This is a genomic window from Rhizobium sp. BK316 (genome assembly GCF_014193695.1).
Taxonomy (GTDB): domain Bacteria; phylum Pseudomonadota; class Alphaproteobacteria; order Rhizobiales; family Rhizobiaceae; genus Rhizobium.
The window spans coordinates 351,920-369,466 of record NZ_JACHZR010000006.1 but is presented as its reverse complement, the minus strand read 5'-3'; the positions used below and the strand labels follow the sequence as shown (position 1 = coordinate 369,466).

General features: G+C 61.4%; 15 protein-coding genes. 8 read left to right on the top strand and 7 right to left on the bottom strand.

What is annotated here, in order from left to right:
• Positions 1-8: 8 nt before the first annotated feature.
• On the top strand, positions 9-890 hold the full coding sequence (locus FHT87_RS27185; protein ID WP_183805854.1) for an aminoglycoside phosphotransferase family protein: 882 nt from the start codon (positions 9-11) through the stop codon (positions 888-890).
• 9 nt (positions 891-899) lie between these two features.
• Here FHT87_RS27185 and FHT87_RS27180 read toward each other — a convergent pair whose 3' ends face one another.
• Positions 900-1,688 carry an SDR family oxidoreductase gene (locus FHT87_RS27180; protein ID WP_183805852.1) on the bottom strand — a complete coding sequence of 263 codons (789 nt, stop codon included), beginning with the start codon at positions 1,686-1,688 and terminating at the stop codon, positions 900-902.
• Positions 1,689-1,943: 255 nt separating this feature from the next.
• Between FHT87_RS27180 and FHT87_RS27175 the strand changes: the two genes are divergently transcribed.
• Both FHT87_RS27175 and FHT87_RS27170 read left to right on the top strand, forming a co-directional pair.
• Entirely contained in the window at positions 1,944-3,608 is a 1,665-nt protein-coding gene (locus FHT87_RS27175) for an electron transfer flavoprotein-ubiquinone oxidoreductase (RefSeq protein ID WP_183805850.1), read from the top strand.
• 230 nt (positions 3,609-3,838) lie between these two features.
• Positions 3,839-4,459, top strand: coding sequence for a L,D-transpeptidase (locus tag FHT87_RS27170; protein WP_183805848.1), 621 nt, complete (start codon positions 3,839-3,841; stop codon positions 4,457-4,459).
• Positions 4,460-4,523: 64 nt separating this feature from the next.
• On the opposite strand, the gene FHT87_RS27165 is transcribed toward FHT87_RS27170, so the two are convergent.
• Positions 4,524-5,429 (bottom strand): DMT family transporter, encoded by a 906-nt coding sequence (locus FHT87_RS27165; protein WP_183805846.1) that lies wholly within the window; start codon positions 5,427-5,429, stop codon positions 4,524-4,526.
• A gap of 144 nt (positions 5,430-5,573) precedes the next feature.
• Here FHT87_RS27165 and FHT87_RS27160 point away from each other — a divergent pair, with 144 nt between their 5' ends.
• Positions 5,574-6,047, top strand: a complete 474-nt coding sequence (locus FHT87_RS27160) for an Lrp/AsnC family transcriptional regulator (RefSeq protein WP_183730913.1) — start codon at positions 5,574-5,576, stop codon at positions 6,045-6,047.
• A gap of 66 nt (positions 6,048-6,113) precedes the next feature.
• Here the strand turns inward: FHT87_RS27160 and mgtE are convergent, their stop codons facing one another.
• Positions 6,114-7,487 carry a magnesium transporter gene (mgtE, locus tag FHT87_RS27155; protein WP_183805844.1) on the bottom strand — a complete coding sequence of 458 codons (1,374 nt, stop codon included), beginning with the start codon at positions 7,485-7,487 and terminating at the stop codon, positions 6,114-6,116.
• A 316-nt stretch (positions 7,488-7,803) separates the two neighbouring features.
• Positions 7,804-8,817, bottom strand: coding sequence for a zinc-binding alcohol dehydrogenase family protein (locus FHT87_RS27150; RefSeq protein ID WP_183805842.1), 1,014 nt, complete (start codon positions 8,815-8,817; stop codon positions 7,804-7,806).
• A 105-nt stretch (positions 8,818-8,922) separates the two neighbouring features.
• On the opposite strand from FHT87_RS27150, the gene FHT87_RS27145 reads away from it, so the two are divergent.
• The gene (locus FHT87_RS27145; protein ID WP_183805840.1) at positions 8,923-9,324 is read left to right on the top strand and encodes a helix-turn-helix domain-containing protein; all 402 of its coding nucleotides are present in this window, start codon (positions 8,923-8,925) and stop codon (positions 9,322-9,324) included.
• Here the strand turns inward: FHT87_RS27145 and FHT87_RS27140 are convergent.
• Positions 9,292-10,524 (bottom strand): MFS transporter, encoded by a 1,233-nt coding sequence (locus FHT87_RS27140; protein ID WP_183805838.1) that lies wholly within the window; start codon positions 10,522-10,524, stop codon positions 9,292-9,294. The genes FHT87_RS27145 and FHT87_RS27140 overlap by 33 nt on opposite strands.
• 299 nt (positions 10,525-10,823) lie before the next feature.
• On the opposite strand from FHT87_RS27140, the gene FHT87_RS27135 reads away from it, so the two are divergent.
• Complete coding sequence (locus FHT87_RS27135) at positions 10,824-11,768, top strand: diacylglycerol kinase family protein (protein ID WP_183805836.1); 945 nt, start codon at positions 10,824-10,826, stop codon at positions 11,766-11,768.
• Between the two features lie 3 nt (positions 11,769-11,771).
• On the opposite strand, the gene FHT87_RS27130 is transcribed toward FHT87_RS27135, so the two are convergent.
• Together FHT87_RS27130 and FHT87_RS27125 are read right to left on the bottom strand one after the other, a co-directional pair.
• Positions 11,772-13,550: a GGDEF domain-containing protein gene (locus FHT87_RS27130; protein ID WP_183805834.1), complete on the bottom strand. Its 1,779-nt coding sequence runs from the start codon at positions 13,548-13,550 to the stop codon at positions 11,772-11,774.
• Positions 13,551-13,713: 163 nt separating this feature from the next.
• Positions 13,714-15,060 (bottom strand): glutamine synthetase family protein, encoded by a 1,347-nt coding sequence (locus FHT87_RS27125; protein WP_183805832.1) that lies wholly within the window; start codon positions 15,058-15,060, stop codon positions 13,714-13,716.
• A 75-nt stretch (positions 15,061-15,135) separates the two neighbouring features.
• Here FHT87_RS27125 and FHT87_RS27120 point away from each other — a divergent pair, with 75 nt between their 5' ends.
• Both FHT87_RS27120 and FHT87_RS27115 read left to right on the top strand, forming a co-directional pair.
• Positions 15,136-16,503 (top strand): aspartate aminotransferase family protein, encoded by a 1,368-nt coding sequence (locus tag FHT87_RS27120; protein ID WP_183805830.1) that lies wholly within the window; start codon positions 15,136-15,138, stop codon positions 16,501-16,503.
• 105 nt (positions 16,504-16,608) lie between these two features.
• The gene (locus tag FHT87_RS27115; RefSeq protein ID WP_183805828.1) at positions 16,609-17,523 is read left to right on the top strand and encodes an esterase; all 915 of its coding nucleotides are present in this window, start codon (positions 16,609-16,611) and stop codon (positions 17,521-17,523) included.
• The last annotated feature ends 24 nt before the right edge of the window (positions 17,524-17,547 follow it).

Below are 17,547 nucleotides of genomic sequence, written 5' to 3'. Positions count from 1 at the left end.
AGGCAGCCATGGCCGAGTTGAATGCTGGTGAACTTCGCTCACTCATCACAACCACTTTTCCCGAACTGACGGGCTCCGTCTTCAAGCTGGCGACCAAGGGTTGGGATTCGGTGGCCGTCGATGTCGACGACCGGCTGATCTTCAAGTTTCCCCTTAATCCGCATGCCGAAAGGGCGCTTGTGAGGGAAGCGGCGTTCCTCGGCGTCATCAGGCCATCTTTAACGATGGCCGTCCCCGACATGCGCATCCACGACGGCCCATCGATCTTTTCGAGCCATTCCAAGCTGCGCGGCGAACATCTCATGACGGAGGATTACGAGGCTCTGCCGGAAGCAGCCCGTCAGCGCCTTAGCGACGATCTCGCCCGTTTCTATGCCGAACTGCATGACCTTGATGCCGACCGTATGCGCGCGCTGGGCGCCGGGCCGATCCTGCCCTGGCAATTGCCCGAGACTGTCAGAGACAAGGCCCTGCCGCTGCTGCCGTCCGAACTGACAAGCTATGCGGAAACCGTCATCTCGGATTTCCAGTCCCTACCGCCCGACCCCTACGGCATCACCTTCGGCTTCTTCGACGGCCACGGCTGGAACATGGCCTTCGATCACGGGCAGGGCAGGCTGAACGGCGTCTATGACTTCGCCGATTCAGGCTTCGGCCCGCTGCATCAGGAGTTCATCTATTCGAACTTCATCTCGCCCGATCTGACGGCGCGCATCGTCTCGGCCTATGAGACGCTGACCGGCCGCCAGCTCGACCGCCGGCGCATCGCGATCCTGACGGGCTTCCATCGCCTGTCCGAACTCGCCGAACTTGCCGACGATCCCGCCTATATCGGCTCGAAGATCGACAGCGTCGCGGCATGGGCCGCTGCCTCGGCCCATACTGGATGATGCCGGCGATCAGACGGAGCGCGCAGCACCGCCGTCGCAGCGGATCAGCGAGCCGGTGATGTAGCTCGCCGGCTCACTGCAGAGGAAGGCCGCCGTTGCAGCGAATTCCTCGATCTTGCCGTAGCGCCCGACCGGAATGCGCGCTTGCTTTTCCACGCGGATGTCTGCGACACTTTTGCCGGTCCGCTTGGCGGCGGCACTATCGAGATCGTCGAGGCGCGCTGTCAGGATGCTGCCGGGCAGCAGCAGGTTGGTGGTGACGCCGTGGCTTGCCACTTCCGACGCCAGCGTCTTGCTCCAGCCGGCCAGCGCCGGGCGCAAGGTGTTCGACAGTGCAAGATTGGCGATCGGCTCGATCACGCCCGACGAGGCGACCGTCAGGATGCGGCCCCAGCCCTGCGCCTTCATGCCGGGCAGCAGCGCATTGGTCAGCGTGATGACGCGCGCCACCATGGAAAAGAAATAGGTCTCCAGCTTGTCGGCAGTCATGTCCTCGGTCGTGCCGGGCGTCGGGCCGCCGGTATTGTTGACGAGAATATCGAGCCCGCCGAATTTCTCCTGCACGGCAGCCGTGACGGTGCCGACGAAATTGTCATCGGAGAGGTCGGCCCAGATCCAATCGGCCTTGCCCTTGCCTTGCGCATTGATCGTCTTGCAATTGGCTTCCAACTCGTCGCCGCTGCGTCCGCAGAGAAGAACATTCGCACCCTCCTGTGCCAGGGCCTTGGCGATGCCGAGCCCAAGACCGCGCGAGGAAGCCAGTACCAGTGCGCGTTTTCCCTTGATGCCGAGATCCATGATTTTTCTCCATTTCCTGTTGCTCTTTTTATAGGGCGCAAGCCGTGCGGAAGAAAAGGACGAAGGTGAACCCGATCAGCTTCAATAATTGACGTTAACGTAAGCGTCATATAATCTTTTGTGTAGAGGACACTCATTGTGCGAATTGGAGGATCGCCTGTCGCTTCCCGGCTCGACAATGTTTTCTGATTTTGACAAGACAGTTACCCTGATTAGGGAAAAACGGCCGTCAAACGGCCGAGCGGAGACGGATGGATGACCGAAATGACTGAGCTGCCGGAACGCGAGAGCATGGAATTCGACGTGGTGATCGTCGGCGCCGGTCCGGCCGGCCTTTCGGCTGCCATTCGCTTGAAGCAGGTCAATCCGGAACTATCCGTCGTCGTGTTGGAGAAGGGTTCCGAAGTCGGCGCCCATATCCTCTCCGGCGCCGTCGTCGATCCCATCGGCATCGATCGCCTGCTGCCCGGCTGGCGCGAAGAGGAAGGTCATCCCTTCAAGACCGAAGTGACGGACGATCACTTCCTGCTGCTCGGTCCAGCCGGCTCGATCCGCCTGCCGAACATCATGATGCCGCCGCTGATGAGCAATCACGGCAATTACATCGTCTCGCTCGGAAATGTCTGTCGCTGGTTGGCGACGAAGGCCGAAGAACTCGGCGTCGAGATCTATCCGGGCTTTGCCGCAGCGGAAGTGCTCTACAATGACGAAGGCGCCGTCATCGGTGTCGCGACCGGCGACATGGGCGTCGAGAAGAACGGCGAGCCCGGCCCGAACTATGCGCGCGGCATGGCGCTGATGGGCAAATATGTGCTTGTTGGAGAGGGCGTGCGCGGTTCGCTCGCCAAGCAGTTGATCGCCAAGTTCGACCTGCAAAAGGATCGCGAACCGCAAAAGTTCGGCATCGGCATCAAGGAACTCTGGGAGGTCAAGCCGGAGAACCACCGCCGCGGCCTCGTGCAGCATTCCTTCGGCTGGCCGCTCGGCATGTCGACCGGCGGCGGCTCCTTCCTTTATCACCTGGAAGACAATCTCGTCGCCGTCGGCTTCGTCATCCACCTGAACTACAAGAACCCCTATCTCTACCCCTTCGAGGAGTTCCAGCGCTTCAAGACCCATCCGGCAATCCGCGGCACCTTCGAGGGCGGCAAGCGCCTCTCCTATGGCGCGCGCGCCATCACCGAGGGCGGGTATCAGTCGGTGCCAAAACTCTCCTTCCCCGGCGGCGCGCTGATCGGCTGTTCGGCGGGCTTCGTCAACGTGCCGCGCATCAAGGGCAGCCACAATGCCGTGCTCTCGGGCATGATGGCGGCTGACCGCATCGCTGACGCCATTGCATCAGGCCGCGCCAATGACGAAGTGGTCGAGATCGAAGCCGACTGGCGCAAGAGCGATATCGGCAAGGACCTGAAGCGCGTGCGCAACGTCAAACCGCTCTGGTCGAAGTTCGGCACGGCGCTCGGTGTCGCTCTCGGCGGCCTCGACATGTGGACCAACCAGCTCTTCGGCTTCTCCTTCTTCGGCACGCTTGGTCACGGCAAGACCGACGCCGCCTCGCTGGAGCCCGCCTCGCAGCATAAGCCGATCGCCTATCCGAAGCCCGATGGCGTGCTCACCTTCGACCGCCTGTCCTCCGTTTTCCTGTCCAACACCAATCACGAGGAGGACCAGCCGGTCCATCTCCAGGTGAAGGACATGGCGCTGCAGAAGTCGTCGGAATTCGGCATCTATGCAGGCCCCTCGACGCGCTACTGTCCGGCCGGGGTCTACGAATGGGTGGAAAAGGATGGCGAACAGACCTTCGTCATCAACGCCCAGAACTGCGTCCACTGCAAGACCTGCGACATCAAGGACCCCAACCAGAACATCAACTGGGTGCCGCCGCAGGGCGGCGAGGGGCCGGTCTATCCGAATATGTGACACGAGATGATCGTTCGGTGCCGCGAATTCGGCGCCGAACCGGTCGCAGGGAAAATTTGCCGCAGATCAATAGGTCGCGCTGCTTGGCAGACTTGAGCCTATAGCCGAGTAAAGCGTCGCCTATACCTGATAACGCATTCGTTATCTCTATTCGCAACGTCGGTTTAGCGTTTCATTAACCATAATCTCCTTAGCTTGCGACATCTTCTTGACGCACTAAGGACACGTTCATGACGATCTCGCGCCGGGGCTTCCTGATCGCTCTGCCCCTTTTCGTTGCCGGCTGCTCTTCGACAACCCTGAACAGCCAGACGAATTACGCCGCACTTCCGGATGAGAAATTTCCGCTGAGGCAGGTGCCGATCGATCAAATCAAGCCGGAGCTTCGCCGCACCGAAGTCGCTTACGAGGGCAGCTATGCGCCGGGAACGATCATCATCGATACGCCGGCGCGGCGCGCCTATTATATCCTCGGTGACGGCAGGGCGATGCGTTACGGCGTCGGCGTCGGCCGCGAGGGTCTTGCCTTTGCCGGCAATGCCTATGTCGGCCGCAAGGCAGAATGGCCGAGCTGGACGCCGACGGAAAACATGCAGCGCCGCGAGGAGCGCTATCGCAGGCTTGCCGCGGGCATGCCGGGCGGCCCGAACAATCCGCTCGGTGCGCGCGCCATGTATCTCTATCGCGGCGGCAACGACACGCATTTCCGTATCCACGGCACCAACCAGCCGCAATCGATCGGCCTTGCCATGTCGAGCGGCTGCATCCGCATGATGAACCACGACGTGATCGATCTCTACAACCGCGTCGAAGTTGGCGCCAGGGTCGTGGTCATCCAGGCGACAGCCTGACCGATAGACATGCGAAAGCCGCCGCAGCGTATCGCTGTCGGCGGCTTTTGTCTGAGCGATACGATCAGCGGCGCTTGGCGGCGATGCCGGTCGAGAGCGCCACGCCGATGCCGGTGATCACGGCCGCACTGATTTCGGCAAAGCCCATCTGCTCGCCGAGCAGGAGGCCGCCGCCGACCGTTGCCAGCACCGGCGTCAGCGCGGTGAAAGCCGCAGCCTGCGTGCCGCCGAGGATGCGCACCGCCGTGCCATAGGCGACCATGGCGACAAGGCCGGACAGAATACCCTGGCTCAGCACCTGCAGGCCGATTTCCGGAAGTGGTGCCTGCGGCAGCGAGATGCCGAAGACCAGCGCCAAGACGGCCATGATCAGGAAGGACCAGATGGCGATCAGCGCGCTGGCCTGGATGGCGGTCAGGCCCGAGCGGCGGAAGGCATGCGTATAGCTTGCCCAGAGAACGGCGCCCGCCGGCAGCAGCACGAAGCTCGTCCAGGGCAGGGAAGCATCGGCAAGGCTGCGTATCAGTAGGATCATCACACCGGCGACGATCGCCAGCAGCCCGGCGATACGGGTTGCATCCGGCCGTTCGCCGAAGAGCAGAACGCCGATCAAGGCGGTGGCGAGCGGCATGGAGCCGCCGAGCAGGATGCCCGACGAGGCGGCCGGTGTGGAATGAATGGCAAGCGTCGTCACCAGGAAGAAGATTGCACCGCAGCCGGCGACCATGATCGCCAGCAGGTATAGCGGGAGACCTTTTGGCAGCAGGCCTGTACGCAGCCAGACAGGCGAGAGAGCGAGCGCCGGTATGCCGAAGCGGATCAGCCCGATATCGATCGAGCCCAGCGGCGTTGCAGCACTATGGCGGGTTGCCAGAAACCATGTCGACCAGATCAGTACGGTGATCGTGCCAGCGGCATAACCCAGTGTCTGTGAAGGCGATTTCTCGTTTGAAAATGCGATCGTGCTCATCGTCCTGTCCTCTCTTCCGTCCGGATGTCATCCGATTGACAAGAAGATTAGCGCCGGAGGCCGAGGCATGTCCTTGCTATCTGTGGCGCAGAAATCGTGCTATGCGCAATGATCTGCCAATTCATGCTGATGGATTTCGCAATTATGCCAAATCTCGATAAATTCGATATCGCCATCCTGAAATGCCTTCAGGAGGATGCGCGTGCCACCAATGTCGAGATCGCCGAGAAGGTGAACCTCTCGCCGTCGCCCTGCCTGCGCCGCATCCGCAATCTCGAAAAGCTCGGCGTCGTCAGGCGCTACACGGCCGATATAGACCGCAAGGAGGTCGGGCTCGGGCTTACCGTCTTCGTCGAGTTCAAGGTCGCCCGTCACAGCAAGGAGAATTCCGAGGCGCAGCAGGCAGCACTGCTCGCCATTCCGGAGATCGTCTCCTGCTTTCTGATTTCAGGCACGGCGGACTTCCTGGCCGAAGTCGTGGTCGAAGATCTCTCGGCCTATGAACGGCTGCTGACGGAGACATTGCTGACCCTGCCGAATGTCACCGATATCCGCTCGAATTTCGCCATTCGCAGCATCAAGACACATGGACCGCTGAAGCTGCCGGAGCGCAATTGACACGCCTTAGGACACCAGAGGCGGATGGTTTTAGCCCAGCCTAAATCTCCGCCTCTGATCAAAGAACTACAGCAGCGTCCCGCTGAGGATGAGCAGCGCCACCGAGAAGTAGATGACGAGCCCGGTGACATCGACCAGCGTGGCGACGAACGGAGCCGATGCCGTTGCCGGATCGAGCCGCAGTTTCTGCAACAGGAAGGGCAGCATCGAACCGGACATGGAGCCGAAGGTGACGATGCCGACCAATGCGGCAAAGACCGTCAGGCCGACCAGCTGCCAGTGCGGGCCGTAATCATAGAGCCCGGCCGTCTGCCAGAAGATCACGCGCAGCAGGCCGACAAGCCCGAGAATGGCGCCGAGCACAATGCCCGTCGGCAGTTCGCGCAGCAGCACCCGCCACCAGTCGCTCAGCTTCAACTCGCCGACGGCGAGCGCCCGGATGATGAGCGAGGTTGCCTGCGAACCGGAGTTACCGCCGGAGCTCATGATCAACGGAATGAAGAGCGTCAGCACGACGGCCTTTTCCAGCTCGCCTTCGAAATGCTGCATGGCGCTTGCCGTCAGCATTTCGCCGAGGAAGAGGGCACAGAGCCAGCCGGCCCGCTTGCGGATCATGCCGCCGAAGCCGATCTTCATATAGGGCTTGCCGAGCGCTTCCATACCGCCGAATTTCTGGGCGGCTTCCGTCGTATCCGCGATCATCGTGTCGATGACGTCATCGACGGTGACGATGCCGAGGATCAGGCCATGATCGTCGATCACCGGCAGCGCCAGCAGGTCGTGCTTGCGGATCAGCCGTGCGACATCTTCCTGCTTCATCAGCGCATTGGCCGAAACCGGCGTGCCCTTCTGAGCTACGGACAGGATCGAGGCATCGGGCTCGCCAGTAATGAGGCGGCGAAGGGTGACGACATGCATCAGCGCGCCGGAATTGTGATCCAGCACATAGATGGCATAGACGGTCTCGCGCGAGCGCTCGACCTGCCGCACATGGTCCAGCGTCTGCGCGACGGTCCAGTCATCGGGCACGCTGACGAATTCCGTCGTCATGATGCTGCCGGCCGTGCGCGGCGGATAGCCCATCAGATGCTGGATGGCGATACGAACAGGTTCTTCCAGGCTGGAGAACAGGCGTACGCGGTCGTCGACACCGAGTTCCAGCAGGACGTCGGCGACGCGGTCGTTCGACATGCCGTGCAGCAGCCGGGCCGAATCCGCACTGTCCATCAGCGCCAGAATGGCCGGCGCGTTGCGCAGCTCCGGACGGTCGAGAATGTTGACGGCATAGTCCTGCGGCATCCGCGAAAGGATGCGGCCGGCTTCAGCCGGGGCGAGCCCGTTCAGCGATTCCACGCGCTCGGCGATGGTCGCGACACGGCTGTTGTTCATGAAGGCACGGGCGGCATAGCCGGCCCGCAGGGGGAAGCGATTGATATTCATTGGCTCGCCTTTCCGTCGATCCGCCGTAGCGTCCGAACGGGCGAGCCTGGAGCATCCAGGTCAGCGCGCGACGGCCGCGTACGGCAAAGGCAATCGACTGCTACTGTCGCTTGGCATCGTGATGATGGCTCCGTTGATATCCGTGCGCGGCGTATGTCATGCACGTGTCCCACTAGGTGGTCTCGAATGCGGAAAAAGTCAAGCTGCTTAGATGTTTAACGCCAGAATGCCGCACCCTCGGCGCGGCATTATAGGTCAGCATCCTTTACGCAATATTTCTAGCGTCGGAAAAAGCGGATTTTCGACGTCGAAAACCTCAGAAGCCGGCAAGAACGACCTTGCCCTTCATCCTGCCGCTTTCGACCATGGCATGCGCCTTTTTCAGGTTCGCCGCATTGATCGTACCGACCGTTTCCGACAGCGTCGTGCGGATCTTGCCAGTGTCGACGAGCTCGGAAATCCTGTTCAGAATCTTGTGCTGCTCGATCATGTCGGGCGTGCCGAAGAGCGGACGGGTGAACATCAGTTCCCAGTGAACCGAAGCGGCCTTCCGTTTGAAAGGAACGATATCGAAGGTCTTGGGATCGTCGATCAGTGCGAAGCGGCCCTGCGGTGCCAGCGCCTCCACGATATCGGCAACGTGTTTGTCCGTATTCGTGGTCGAGAAGATGAAACCCGGTGCGCCGATACCAAGCGCTGCGACCTGCGGTGCGATCGGCTTGGAATGGTCGATGACGTGATGGGCGCCGAGTTCCCTAACCCAGTCCTGCGTTTCCGGGCGTGAAGCCGTGGCGATGACGGTGAGATCCGTCAGCACGCGGGCGATCTGGATGGCGATCGAACCGACGCCGCCCGCACCACCGATGATGAGCACGGCAGGGGCCGCACCCGGCACGGGATCGGTCACGCGCAACCGGTCGAACAGCGCTTCATAAGCGGTGATCGAAGTCAGCGGCAGGGCGGCGGCTGCAGCGAAGTCCAGGCTGTCAGGCTTCCTGCCGACGATGCGTTCGTCGACGAGCTGGAACTCGGCATTCGAGCCGGGGCGATTGATGACGCCGGAATAGAAGACCTCATCGCCTGGCGTAAACAGCGTCACATCCGAACCGACTGCCTTGACGATGCCGGCGGCATCGAAGCCCAGTACCTTCAGCTCATCGGCGGGCGGTGCCATATGAGCGCGCACCTTCACGTCGACGGGATTGACGGAGACGGCCTTGATCTCGACCAGCAGGTCGTGCCCCCGAGCTTCGGGTGTGGGCAGTTCGACATCGATCAGCGAGGTTTCGGCAGCGATCGGCTGCGGGGTTTTGTAGGCGACGGCACGCATCTTTTGAAACTCCTGTGTTCATTGCACGAGAGCTAGATGCGACCTATGTTCCGGCAACGCAAGAATGCACAAATTCTGTACGTAGTACCAAAAAGGATACTGTAAATGTCGCTGCCGCGCGCCAAACTGGTCACGAATTTTCCCGGTTGCCCGGTGGAGGCGACGCTGAGCTATCTCGATGGAAAGTGGAAAGGCGTGATCCTTTTCCACCTGATGGACAAGACTTTACGCTTCAACGAGCTGAGACGCCATCTGCCGGCGATCACCCAGCGCATGCTGACCAAGCAGCTGCGGGAGCTCGAAGAATCCGGCCTGATCTCACGAACAGTTTACCCGGTCGTGCCGCCGCGTGTCGAATATGCGCTGACACCGCTCGGCTCCACGCTGAAGCCGGTCATCCGGGCGCTTGCCGCCTGGGGCGATGAATTCGTCTTCTGCAGCCCGGAAGGCCGGGAACTGCGTATCTCGAAGGCGTTAAGCGCTCCGGCTGCGGAGCTCCAGGCGTAGCGACGCTGCAAAGACGAAGAGGCCGAGGAAGGACAGGACGGCGCCGACATAGCCGGTTGCCGCAAAGCCATAGCCAGCGGCAATGACGAGGCCACCGAGCCATGCGCCGATGGCGTTGGCAATATTGAAGGCCGAATGGTTGGAGGCGGCAGCCAGCGTCTGTGCATCGGCCGCGACATCCATCAGCCGCGTCTGCAGCGCCGGGCCTGCCGCAAAACCGCAGCCGACGAGGAAGACGCAAAGCCCGAGCATGTAGGGGTTGGAAGCCGTCAGAGAGAACATCGTCAGCACCACGATATTATAGACCAGCGAACCGCCGATCGTGCCGAGCAGCGATTTATCCGCCAGCCAGGAGCCGATGACATTTCCGGCATTCATGCCGACACCGAACAGCACGAGCATAAGCGCAACGGCCGTCTCCGGCAGCATGGCCACCTGCGTCGTTGTCGAGGCGATATAGCTGAACATCGCGAACATGCCGCCATAACCGACAGCGGCAATGGCAAGCGTCAGTAGGATCTGCGGACGGCGGAAGGCGCTGAGTTCGCGCAACGCGCTTGCCTCTTCCGAGACCTTGTCATGCGGCACGTAGAACCAGATGAGAGCGACCGTCACGAGGCCGATGATGCCGACCGTCAGGAAGGCGACCTGCCAGTCGAGCGCCTGGCCGAAGAAGGTGGTCAGCGGCGTGCCGAGCAGGGTGGCGACCGTCAGGCCGAGCATGACACGGCCGACGGCCCGCGCACGGCGATGCACCGGCACCATGGAGGCAGCGACGAGGGCGGCCACGCCGAAATAGGCGCCATGCGGCAGGCCGGTGATGAAGCGCAATACGGCGAAGCTCTCGAAGGTCGGAGCGACAGCGCTCAGGATATTGCCGACGGCAAAGAGCAGCATGAGGCAGAGCAGCAGCGTGCGCCGCGCCATCTTGGCTGCAAGCACGGCAATGACCGGTGCGCCGATGACGACGCCGAGCGCATAGGCGCTGATGACATAACCTGCCTGCGGGGTCGTGACCGAAAAGATATCGGCCACGTTCGGCAACAGACCCATGATGGCGAATTCGCCCGTGCCGATGCCGAAGCCGCCGGCGGCGAGCGCCAACTGCACCAGTGCGACGGTCATGGCGGAAGGAAGCTCCGCCTCCGGCCCAGACTCGACAGACTCATCGATGGAATCGTTGACGGCAACCTGGCTCACGGGCGGTCCTCGGAGGATCTGTACTTGGTGACGGCCGCTGGCGGGACGCGCAGGGCCGGTCATTTACAATTGGCGGGCAGAAATGGCGGGAGGAGGAGATATGATCTCCAATACTCCCATCTATTGAGCGCAAAGTCGGAAGCGTCGAGTGCTTTTTTTGCAGTGCAGCGTCCTGCTATCTGCATACGTCCATTGCAATATTTGCGTTTCAGCGATGTGACCGGAAAAACCATCCGGCTTGAAATCGCAGGTGCGCCAACCATCTCTTGAGGACAGGGATAGATAGGAACAGGCACTTTATGAAGCTCGTCGGCTTTTTCAATCGCGACGGCGGTACCTTCAGAACGACGGACATGCAGGCTTACGAGAAGCGCGCGGAGGAGGTCTTCCGCGATGCCGGGCATGATTTCGAAGCGATCGTCTTTTCCGGCGGCGAGATTGTTCCCGCCATGGAACGTGCCGCTCGGCGCGACGACGTCGACGGCATCGTTGCCGGCGGCGGTGACGGCACAATTTCGGCGGCCGCATCGATTGCCTGGAGGAACGGTGTGGCGCTCGGCGTCGTGCCGGCCGGTACCATGAACCTCTTTGCCCGCTCGCTGAAAGTGCCGCTCGATATCTGGCAGGCGCTCGACGTGCTGGCTTTCGGCGAGCTCGACAATATCGATATCGCCAGTGCCAACGGAAGGCCCTTCATCCACCAGTTCTCCGCCGGCCTGCATGCGCGCATGGTGCGCTACCGCAACTCCTACAGCTATCGCTCCCGCCTCGGAAAGTTGCGGGCGAGCGCCCGTGCGGCTTTCGGCGTCGTCTTCAACCCGCCGGAATTCGAGGTCGAGTTCGAGGCGGCCGGCATGAAGGAAACCCGCCGCGTCTCCGCCATCTCCGTCTCCAACAATCCCTTCGGCGAAAACGCGCTGCTCTATGCCGACAATCTGCGCAGCGGCGAGCTTGGCTTCTACACGGCAAAACCGCTGAAACCGCTCGGTGTCGCACGGTTGGCGATCGACATGCTGCGCGGCAGGTTCCGCGAAAACGATGCGGTCATGGTCATGCATCCGGCCGAGGTCAATCTGCACTTTCCGAAGCTGCGCGCCAAGGCGAACTGCGTCATGGATGGCGAGCTTCTGCCGCTGGAGCGCGATATCACGATCAAGCTGCACCCAGGCGAATTGAAGGTGCTGGTCAAGCAGGGGCTTGCCGCACAGGAAGGCGAAAGGGAGCGGCGCGAGCCGGCGGCCTGACGCTCAGAGCGCAGCGGAGCGCCTGGCTCTGAAAGGAATGAGAGCGCCTTCGACGATATCCCGGTCCGCCTCGTCTCCGAAAACACAGGTGCGATTGCGTCCCTTCTTCTTGGCGCAGTAAAGCGCCTCGTCGGCCGATGCGATGAGCTGGCGCCAGCCATTTGCGCCGCACCGGCCGGAGGCGACGCCGATGCTGACAGTGATGGAGAGATCCATACCGGTTTCCGCGTCGCGGATGACATGCGCTTGAATATGGCTGCGAAGTTCTTCGGCAAAATCCACGGTGTTCGAAAGATCCGATCTGGAAACGAGAACGGCGAATTCCTCCCCGCCATAGCGCGCCACGATATCCGTCGGCCGCATCGCACCCTGCAGCCGTGACGCGATTTCGATGAGCACGGCATCACCCGTCAGGTGGCCATAGGTATCGTTGACCGTCTTGAAGTGATCGATGTCGATCAGCATCAGGCAGACATCTTCCTCGTGCTCCGAAGGCGCATTGCCGAAGCCTTCCAGCGCCCGGCGGTTCCATACGCCGGTCAGCCCATCCTTCTCGGCCTGCATCTTCAGCCGGGCTTCATATTCGGCCCGTTCGTCAAGCTTGCCGCGCAGCAGTTCCAGTGCTTCGAACAGACTGCGCATCTCCGGTGCCTTGGAGATCGTCTCAAGGTTTGTCATGGCGCTGCCCTCGGCAAGCGCGATGATCTGCCGGCGCGCCGTCAGCAGCGGATCGAGCATATGAAGGCGGATGGAGCGGAAGAGGGTGAGCAGCACTGCGAGCGCAGAGGCTGTGATGAGCGCAATGACGGCCAGACGGTAGGAGGCTGTGTCATGCTGGGTCCGATAGCGCTTCACGACATCGTTGAGGAAGACCGTGCGCAGCCGCGCCAGCGGCTGCAGCGTCGGGACATAGTTGTGCGTCAGATCGACGGCGGAGATCGAATAGTCGCCGGAAATCTTGCCTTGTTCGATGAGGATCTTCACGAGGTCGAGGCCGGATCCGAAAAAGATCGCATCGACATCCTTCATGAGGTTGGCAGACAGCGTGTCGTTATCGCTGACGACCTTCTGGCCCTCCATCAGCGCGCGCAATTCCAGAAGCCGGCCGATGGTGCGGCTGGCATCGGTGACATGGCTGTCGCGCAGCGGCTGGCGCGTGGCGATCGGCCCCATGATCTGCGAGGCGGCCCGGCCGCCATATTCGCGCATGTCGCTGATCATCCGCCCTGTCAGGAACGGAGCAGTCAGTTCCGATTGGCGGCTCGTGAAGGCCGCCACGTGCCAGTCGACGACAGCCTGGAAGGTTTCGATCACCTCGATCATTTCGCCGATCGCGGCCTGGACATCCTCCGGCCGGCGCTCGGCAAGCGGTGTTGCAGCAACCCGGTCCACGGCCTCACGGGCTTTGCGAAGCTGGTCTCTGGTATCGGCCAGCGCCTTCTGCAGGTCGGGCAGGGCGGAAGAGACATCGACGGCGAGCGGCTCGTCGAGAGCCTCGAGCGCCTGATCGCTGATGCGCCGGAAGAACCTCAGGCGTTCCGTTGCCGGGGCGCTGCTGTCCGGCTCGATCGCCATGATATCATTGGCCGGGCCACGTTCCGCGGACACTTGGGTGCCAGCCTCCAAAACTTGGCGGAAGCGTTCCACCGCAAGCAGATTGTCATGAGTCGAACGGTAGCTCTCATAGGTCGGAATGAGGGCGCTCGCTGTCAGAACAAGGGTGAGAAAGGCGACGATGACGGTCGCAAACAGCAGCTTTCCCTCAAGAGTGATGCGGTTCATCAAACCGATCCCTTTCAACTCGTCATCCAATCCGGCCCCGTTGCCGGTTTATTGAGTATGCTGATACCCGGCATATATTACCGATTTCGAGTATAGATCATCGATAATGCCAACAGGGTTAAGAAAAGCGTCTAAGTGAAAGTGATATGACGGGCTCTATTAACTACAGGCGCGCGAGATATGTGCGATAGTCGAAATCCGACACGGTGCGCAGGTACGCTATTGCTTCCTTGTACTTCGTGTCGCCATACAACTTTCGATACTTGTCGCCGAAGATATTGGCGATGAAGGCCGACTGCCGGAAGGCCTCGACCGCTGTCAGGAAATCATGCGTCAGACGCTTCGCGCCCGGTGGTGTATAGGCGGGCGTCGTTTCCTCGCCGGGATCGAGATCGCCGTCGAGGCCGAGCAGCATGCCGCCGAGAATGGCCGCCAGCAGCAGATAGGGATTGGCATCCGCACCCGCCACGCGATGCTCGATGCGCGCCGCCGGCCCGTTGCTGTCAGGAATACGGATCGCCGTGCCGCGATGCCCGGTGCCCCAGGTGAGGTCGGTCGGCGCAAAGGAGCCCGGCTGGAACCGACGGTAGGAATTGGCAAAGGGCGCAAAGACGAGTTGCGCCTCCTGCATGGTCTGCAGCATGCCTGCCGTCACCGATTTTAGAAGCGTCGGTTCGCCGCCTTTGGCATCGAGGATATTGTTGCCGTGGCTGTCGATGATGCTCGCATGCACATGCAGACCGGAACCGGCATGATCCGAATAGGGTTTGGCCATGCAGGTCGATTTCAGCCCGTGCTTGCGCGCCGCCTGCTCGGCAACGCGCTTCAGGTAGAGGCAGTCGTCGGCGGCCGCCAGGGCATCCGGCCGGTGCAGCAGGTTCACTTCGAACTGGCCGGGGCCGAATTCCGCCGTCGTCGCCTCCGCCGGCAGGTTCATCGCCTTGGCATAGGCGCGCAGAGTCCGCAGGTAGTCGTCGAGCGCATCGACGGCGCTCATGTCATAGAGCTGGAAGCCGTTCGGATCGCCGCGATAGGTCAAGCTTGCAGGCGGCGAGGGCACGCCCGTCTCGCGCCAGCTCTCGTCCACCACATAGAATTCCAATTCCGTCGCGACGACAGGCGTCAGCCCGCGCTCGGAATAGCGTTCAAGAACGGAAGCGAGAATGCCCCGCGGATCCATGAAGCTGCGGCTGCCATCGAATTCGTGCATGGTGGCGAGCGCCTGCATGGAGCCCTCAGGCGCCCAGGGCATCGGCGTCAGGCTGCGCTTATCGGGAATGAGATTGCCGTCGGGGTCGCCGATCGTCAGCGACAGGCCGGTAATGTCGTCATTGTCGTCGCCCCAGATATCGAGCGACTGTGTGGAAGTCGGCAGGCGGATATCGCCGGCCCAGACCTTCTTTTCGGCCGAAAGCGGAAGCTGCTTGCCCCGCAGATCGCCGTTCATGCCGACAACGAGGATCTCGAAACGCGGATCGCCCTCACCAGCCTCTTTGCCGTTGCTCGCCATGACCTTGAAAATCCTCTCGCAGAAGGCCAAGCTCGTAAACCATCAGTCAAAGCCTTTCAATCCGAAGGTCCAATCATGTCCGATACTTACCCGCTGTCCAATCTTGCTGCGATCGATGCCGCCCACCATCTGCATCCCTTCTCCGACATGAAGAAGCTGAATGCCGACGGCACGCGCATCATCGAGCGCGGCGAGGGCGTGCATATCTACGACAACAACGGCAAAAAGTATCTCGATGGTTTCGCCGGCCTCTGGTGCGTCAATATCGGTTACGGCCGCAAGGAAATCGCCGATGCCGTCGCGCGTCAGATGAACGAGCTTCCCTATTACAACACCTTCTTCGGCACGACGTCGCCGCCGACCACGCTGCTCGCAGAGAAGGTGACGTCCAAGGCCGGCCCGCGCTTCAACCATATCTTCTTCACCGGCTCCGGCTCGGAAGCGAACGACACCTGGTTCCGCATGGCCCGCGTCTATTGGGCAGCCGTCGGCAAGCCCTCGAAGAAGATGGTGATTGCGCGGCGCAACGGCTATCACGGCTCGACGGTTGCCGGCGCCAGCCTCGGCGGCATGAAATATATGCACGAGCAGGGCGACCTGCCGATATCAGGCATCGTCCATATCGGCCAGCCCTATTGGTATGGCGAGGGTGGCGATCTCACGCCCGCCGAATTCGGCCTGAAGGTCGCCCGCGAGCTGGACGCCAAGATCGATGAGCTGGGCGAGGAGAATGTCGCAGCCTTCGTCGCCGAGCCGATCCAGGGCGCGGCCGGTGTCATCATTCCGCCGGAGACCTATTGGCCGGAAATCGACCGCATCTGCAAGGCCCGCAACATCCTGCTCGTAACCGACGAGGTCATCTGCGGCTTCGGTCGCCTCGGCGAATGGTTCGGCCATCAATATTTCGGCGTCGAGCCGGATTTTGCCCCGATCGCCAAAGGGCTTTCCTCGGGTTACCTGCCGATCGGCGGCGTGCTCGTCAGTGATCGCATCGCCGATGTGCTGATCAACGAGGTCGGCGATTTCAACCATGGCTTCACCTATTCCGGCCATCCGGTCTGCGCCGCCGCCGCGCTCGAAAACCTGCGCATCATCGAGGAGGAGAAACTGGTCGAGCGCGTGCGCGACGATATCGGCCCCTATTTCGCAAAGAAGTGGGCCGCCCTTGCCGATCATGATTTTGTCGGCGAGGCGCAAAGCATCGGCCTGATGGGCGGTCTGCAGCTTGCCGCCGACAAGAAGACCCGCACCCGCTTCGAAAAGCCCGATCCGATCGGCTCGCTGGTGCGCAATCACGCTCTCGCAAACGGCCTCGTGCTGCGCGCCACCGGCGACCGCATGCTGGCCTCCCCGCCGCTCGTCATCAGCCATGAGGAGGTCGACGAGATGGCGCGTATTACCAAGATTGCGCTGGACGCAGCCTGGAAGGAGCTACGTGGCTAGCGACGATTGCGACGGCGAAGCCCTGCCGTCGCTGCTCAGTGATGTTGGGTGAGGAGATCACTCGCATTGTCATAGAACGTCGATCATTTGGGGGAATCTCGACCAATGAAGCAGATTTACACCACTCTGGGACCGAAACGCCGCGAAGAACTCGGCATGATTCTTCCGCACGAGCACGTGTTTGTCGATCTCCGAACCCCCGACCGGCCCGGCTACGCCAAGGCGGATGTAGACGATGTCGTGGCGCTGATGGTCCCACAAATAGAGGCAATCAAAAGACAAGGCATTTCACTGCTCGTCGAATGCACGACAGGGGGCGTTGGAAGACGCGCAGATATTGATCTTGCCGTATCGAGGGCCGCCGACTTTCCGATCGTTGTGCCGACCGGTAACTATCGCGAACCATGGATACCCAGGTGGGTAGCAGAAGCCAGCGAAGTCGATCTCGAACAATGGATGGTGGCTGAGCTTACCGAGGGCATCGAAGATACCGGCGTGCTCGCCGGATGGATAAAACTGAGCGCCGGCGACGATGGCATTACGCCATTGGAGGCCCGCATCCTGCGCGCGGCCGCAAGAGCATCCGTGCGAACCGGTGCGGTCATCGGCTCGCACACGATTCGGGGAAGGGTCGTGATGGAGCAGCTGGACATCCTTCAGTCAGAGGGTTGCGCAGCCGAGCGGTTCATATCCATTCATACCCAGGAGGAAAAGGACTTCCAGCTTCACAAGGCACTGGTGGAACGCGGCGCGTGGATCGAATACGACCATGTCGGTAGGGCACCGGATGAAGACGTGGTCGCGTTGATAATGGACGCCCTTGAAGCAGGATTGGGCAAGCGGCTTTTGATAAGCCACGATCTCGGCTGGTATGATCCGGCGCAACCGGGTGGCGGGACCCCGAGGCCTTATACGCACCTTGTCGAGAGCCTTCTGCCAAGGCTTCAGATCGCGGGCGCGAGCAGGGACACAGTGCGCCAACTCACAGAGGTCAATCCTTTCGACGCATTCGCACGCTAGAGCCTTTCCTGGTTAGATTGAAGC

Excerpts from the sequence above, each read along its gene's own strand:
- FHT87_RS27145 (WP_183805840.1), top strand. The coding sequence starts at position 8,923 with ATGTCGCTGCCGCGCGCCAAACTGGTCACGAATTTTCCCGGTTGCCCG.
- FHT87_RS27180 (WP_183805852.1), bottom strand. The coding sequence starts at position 1,688 with ATGGATCTCGGCATCAAGGGAAAACGCGCACTGGTACTGGCTTCCTCG.
- FHT87_RS27185 (WP_183805854.1), top strand. The coding sequence starts at position 9 with ATGGCCGAGTTGAATGCTGGTGAACTTCGCTCACTCATCACAACCACT.
- FHT87_RS27160 (WP_183730913.1), top strand. The coding sequence starts at position 5,574 with ATGCCAAATCTCGATAAATTCGATATCGCCATCCTGAAATGCCTTCAG.
- FHT87_RS27120 (WP_183805830.1), top strand. The coding sequence starts at position 15,136 with ATGTCCGATACTTACCCGCTGTCCAATCTTGCTGCGATCGATGCCGCC.
- FHT87_RS27135 (WP_183805836.1), top strand. The coding sequence starts at position 10,824 with ATGAAGCTCGTCGGCTTTTTCAATCGCGACGGCGGTACCTTCAGAACG.
- FHT87_RS27150 (WP_183805842.1), bottom strand. The coding sequence starts at position 8,817 with ATGCGTGCCGTCGCCTACAAAACCCCGCAGCCGATCGCTGCCGAAACC.
- FHT87_RS27170 (WP_183805848.1), top strand. The coding sequence starts at position 3,839 with ATGACGATCTCGCGCCGGGGCTTCCTGATCGCTCTGCCCCTTTTCGTT.
- FHT87_RS27125 (WP_183805832.1), bottom strand. The coding sequence starts at position 15,060 with ATGGCGAGCAACGGCAAAGAGGCTGGTGAGGGCGATCCGCGTTTCGAG.
- FHT87_RS27175 (WP_183805850.1), top strand. The coding sequence starts at position 1,944 with ATGACCGAAATGACTGAGCTGCCGGAACGCGAGAGCATGGAATTCGAC.
- FHT87_RS27115 (WP_183805828.1), top strand. The coding sequence starts at position 16,609 with ATGAAGCAGATTTACACCACTCTGGGACCGAAACGCCGCGAAGAACTC.
- FHT87_RS27130 (WP_183805834.1), bottom strand. The coding sequence starts at position 13,550 with ATGAACCGCATCACTCTTGAGGGAAAGCTGCTGTTTGCGACCGTCATC.
- mgtE (WP_183805844.1), bottom strand. The coding sequence starts at position 7,487 with ATGAATATCAATCGCTTCCCCCTGCGGGCCGGCTATGCCGCCCGTGCC.
- FHT87_RS27165 (WP_183805846.1), bottom strand. The coding sequence starts at position 5,429 with ATGAGCACGATCGCATTTTCAAACGAGAAATCGCCTTCACAGACACTG.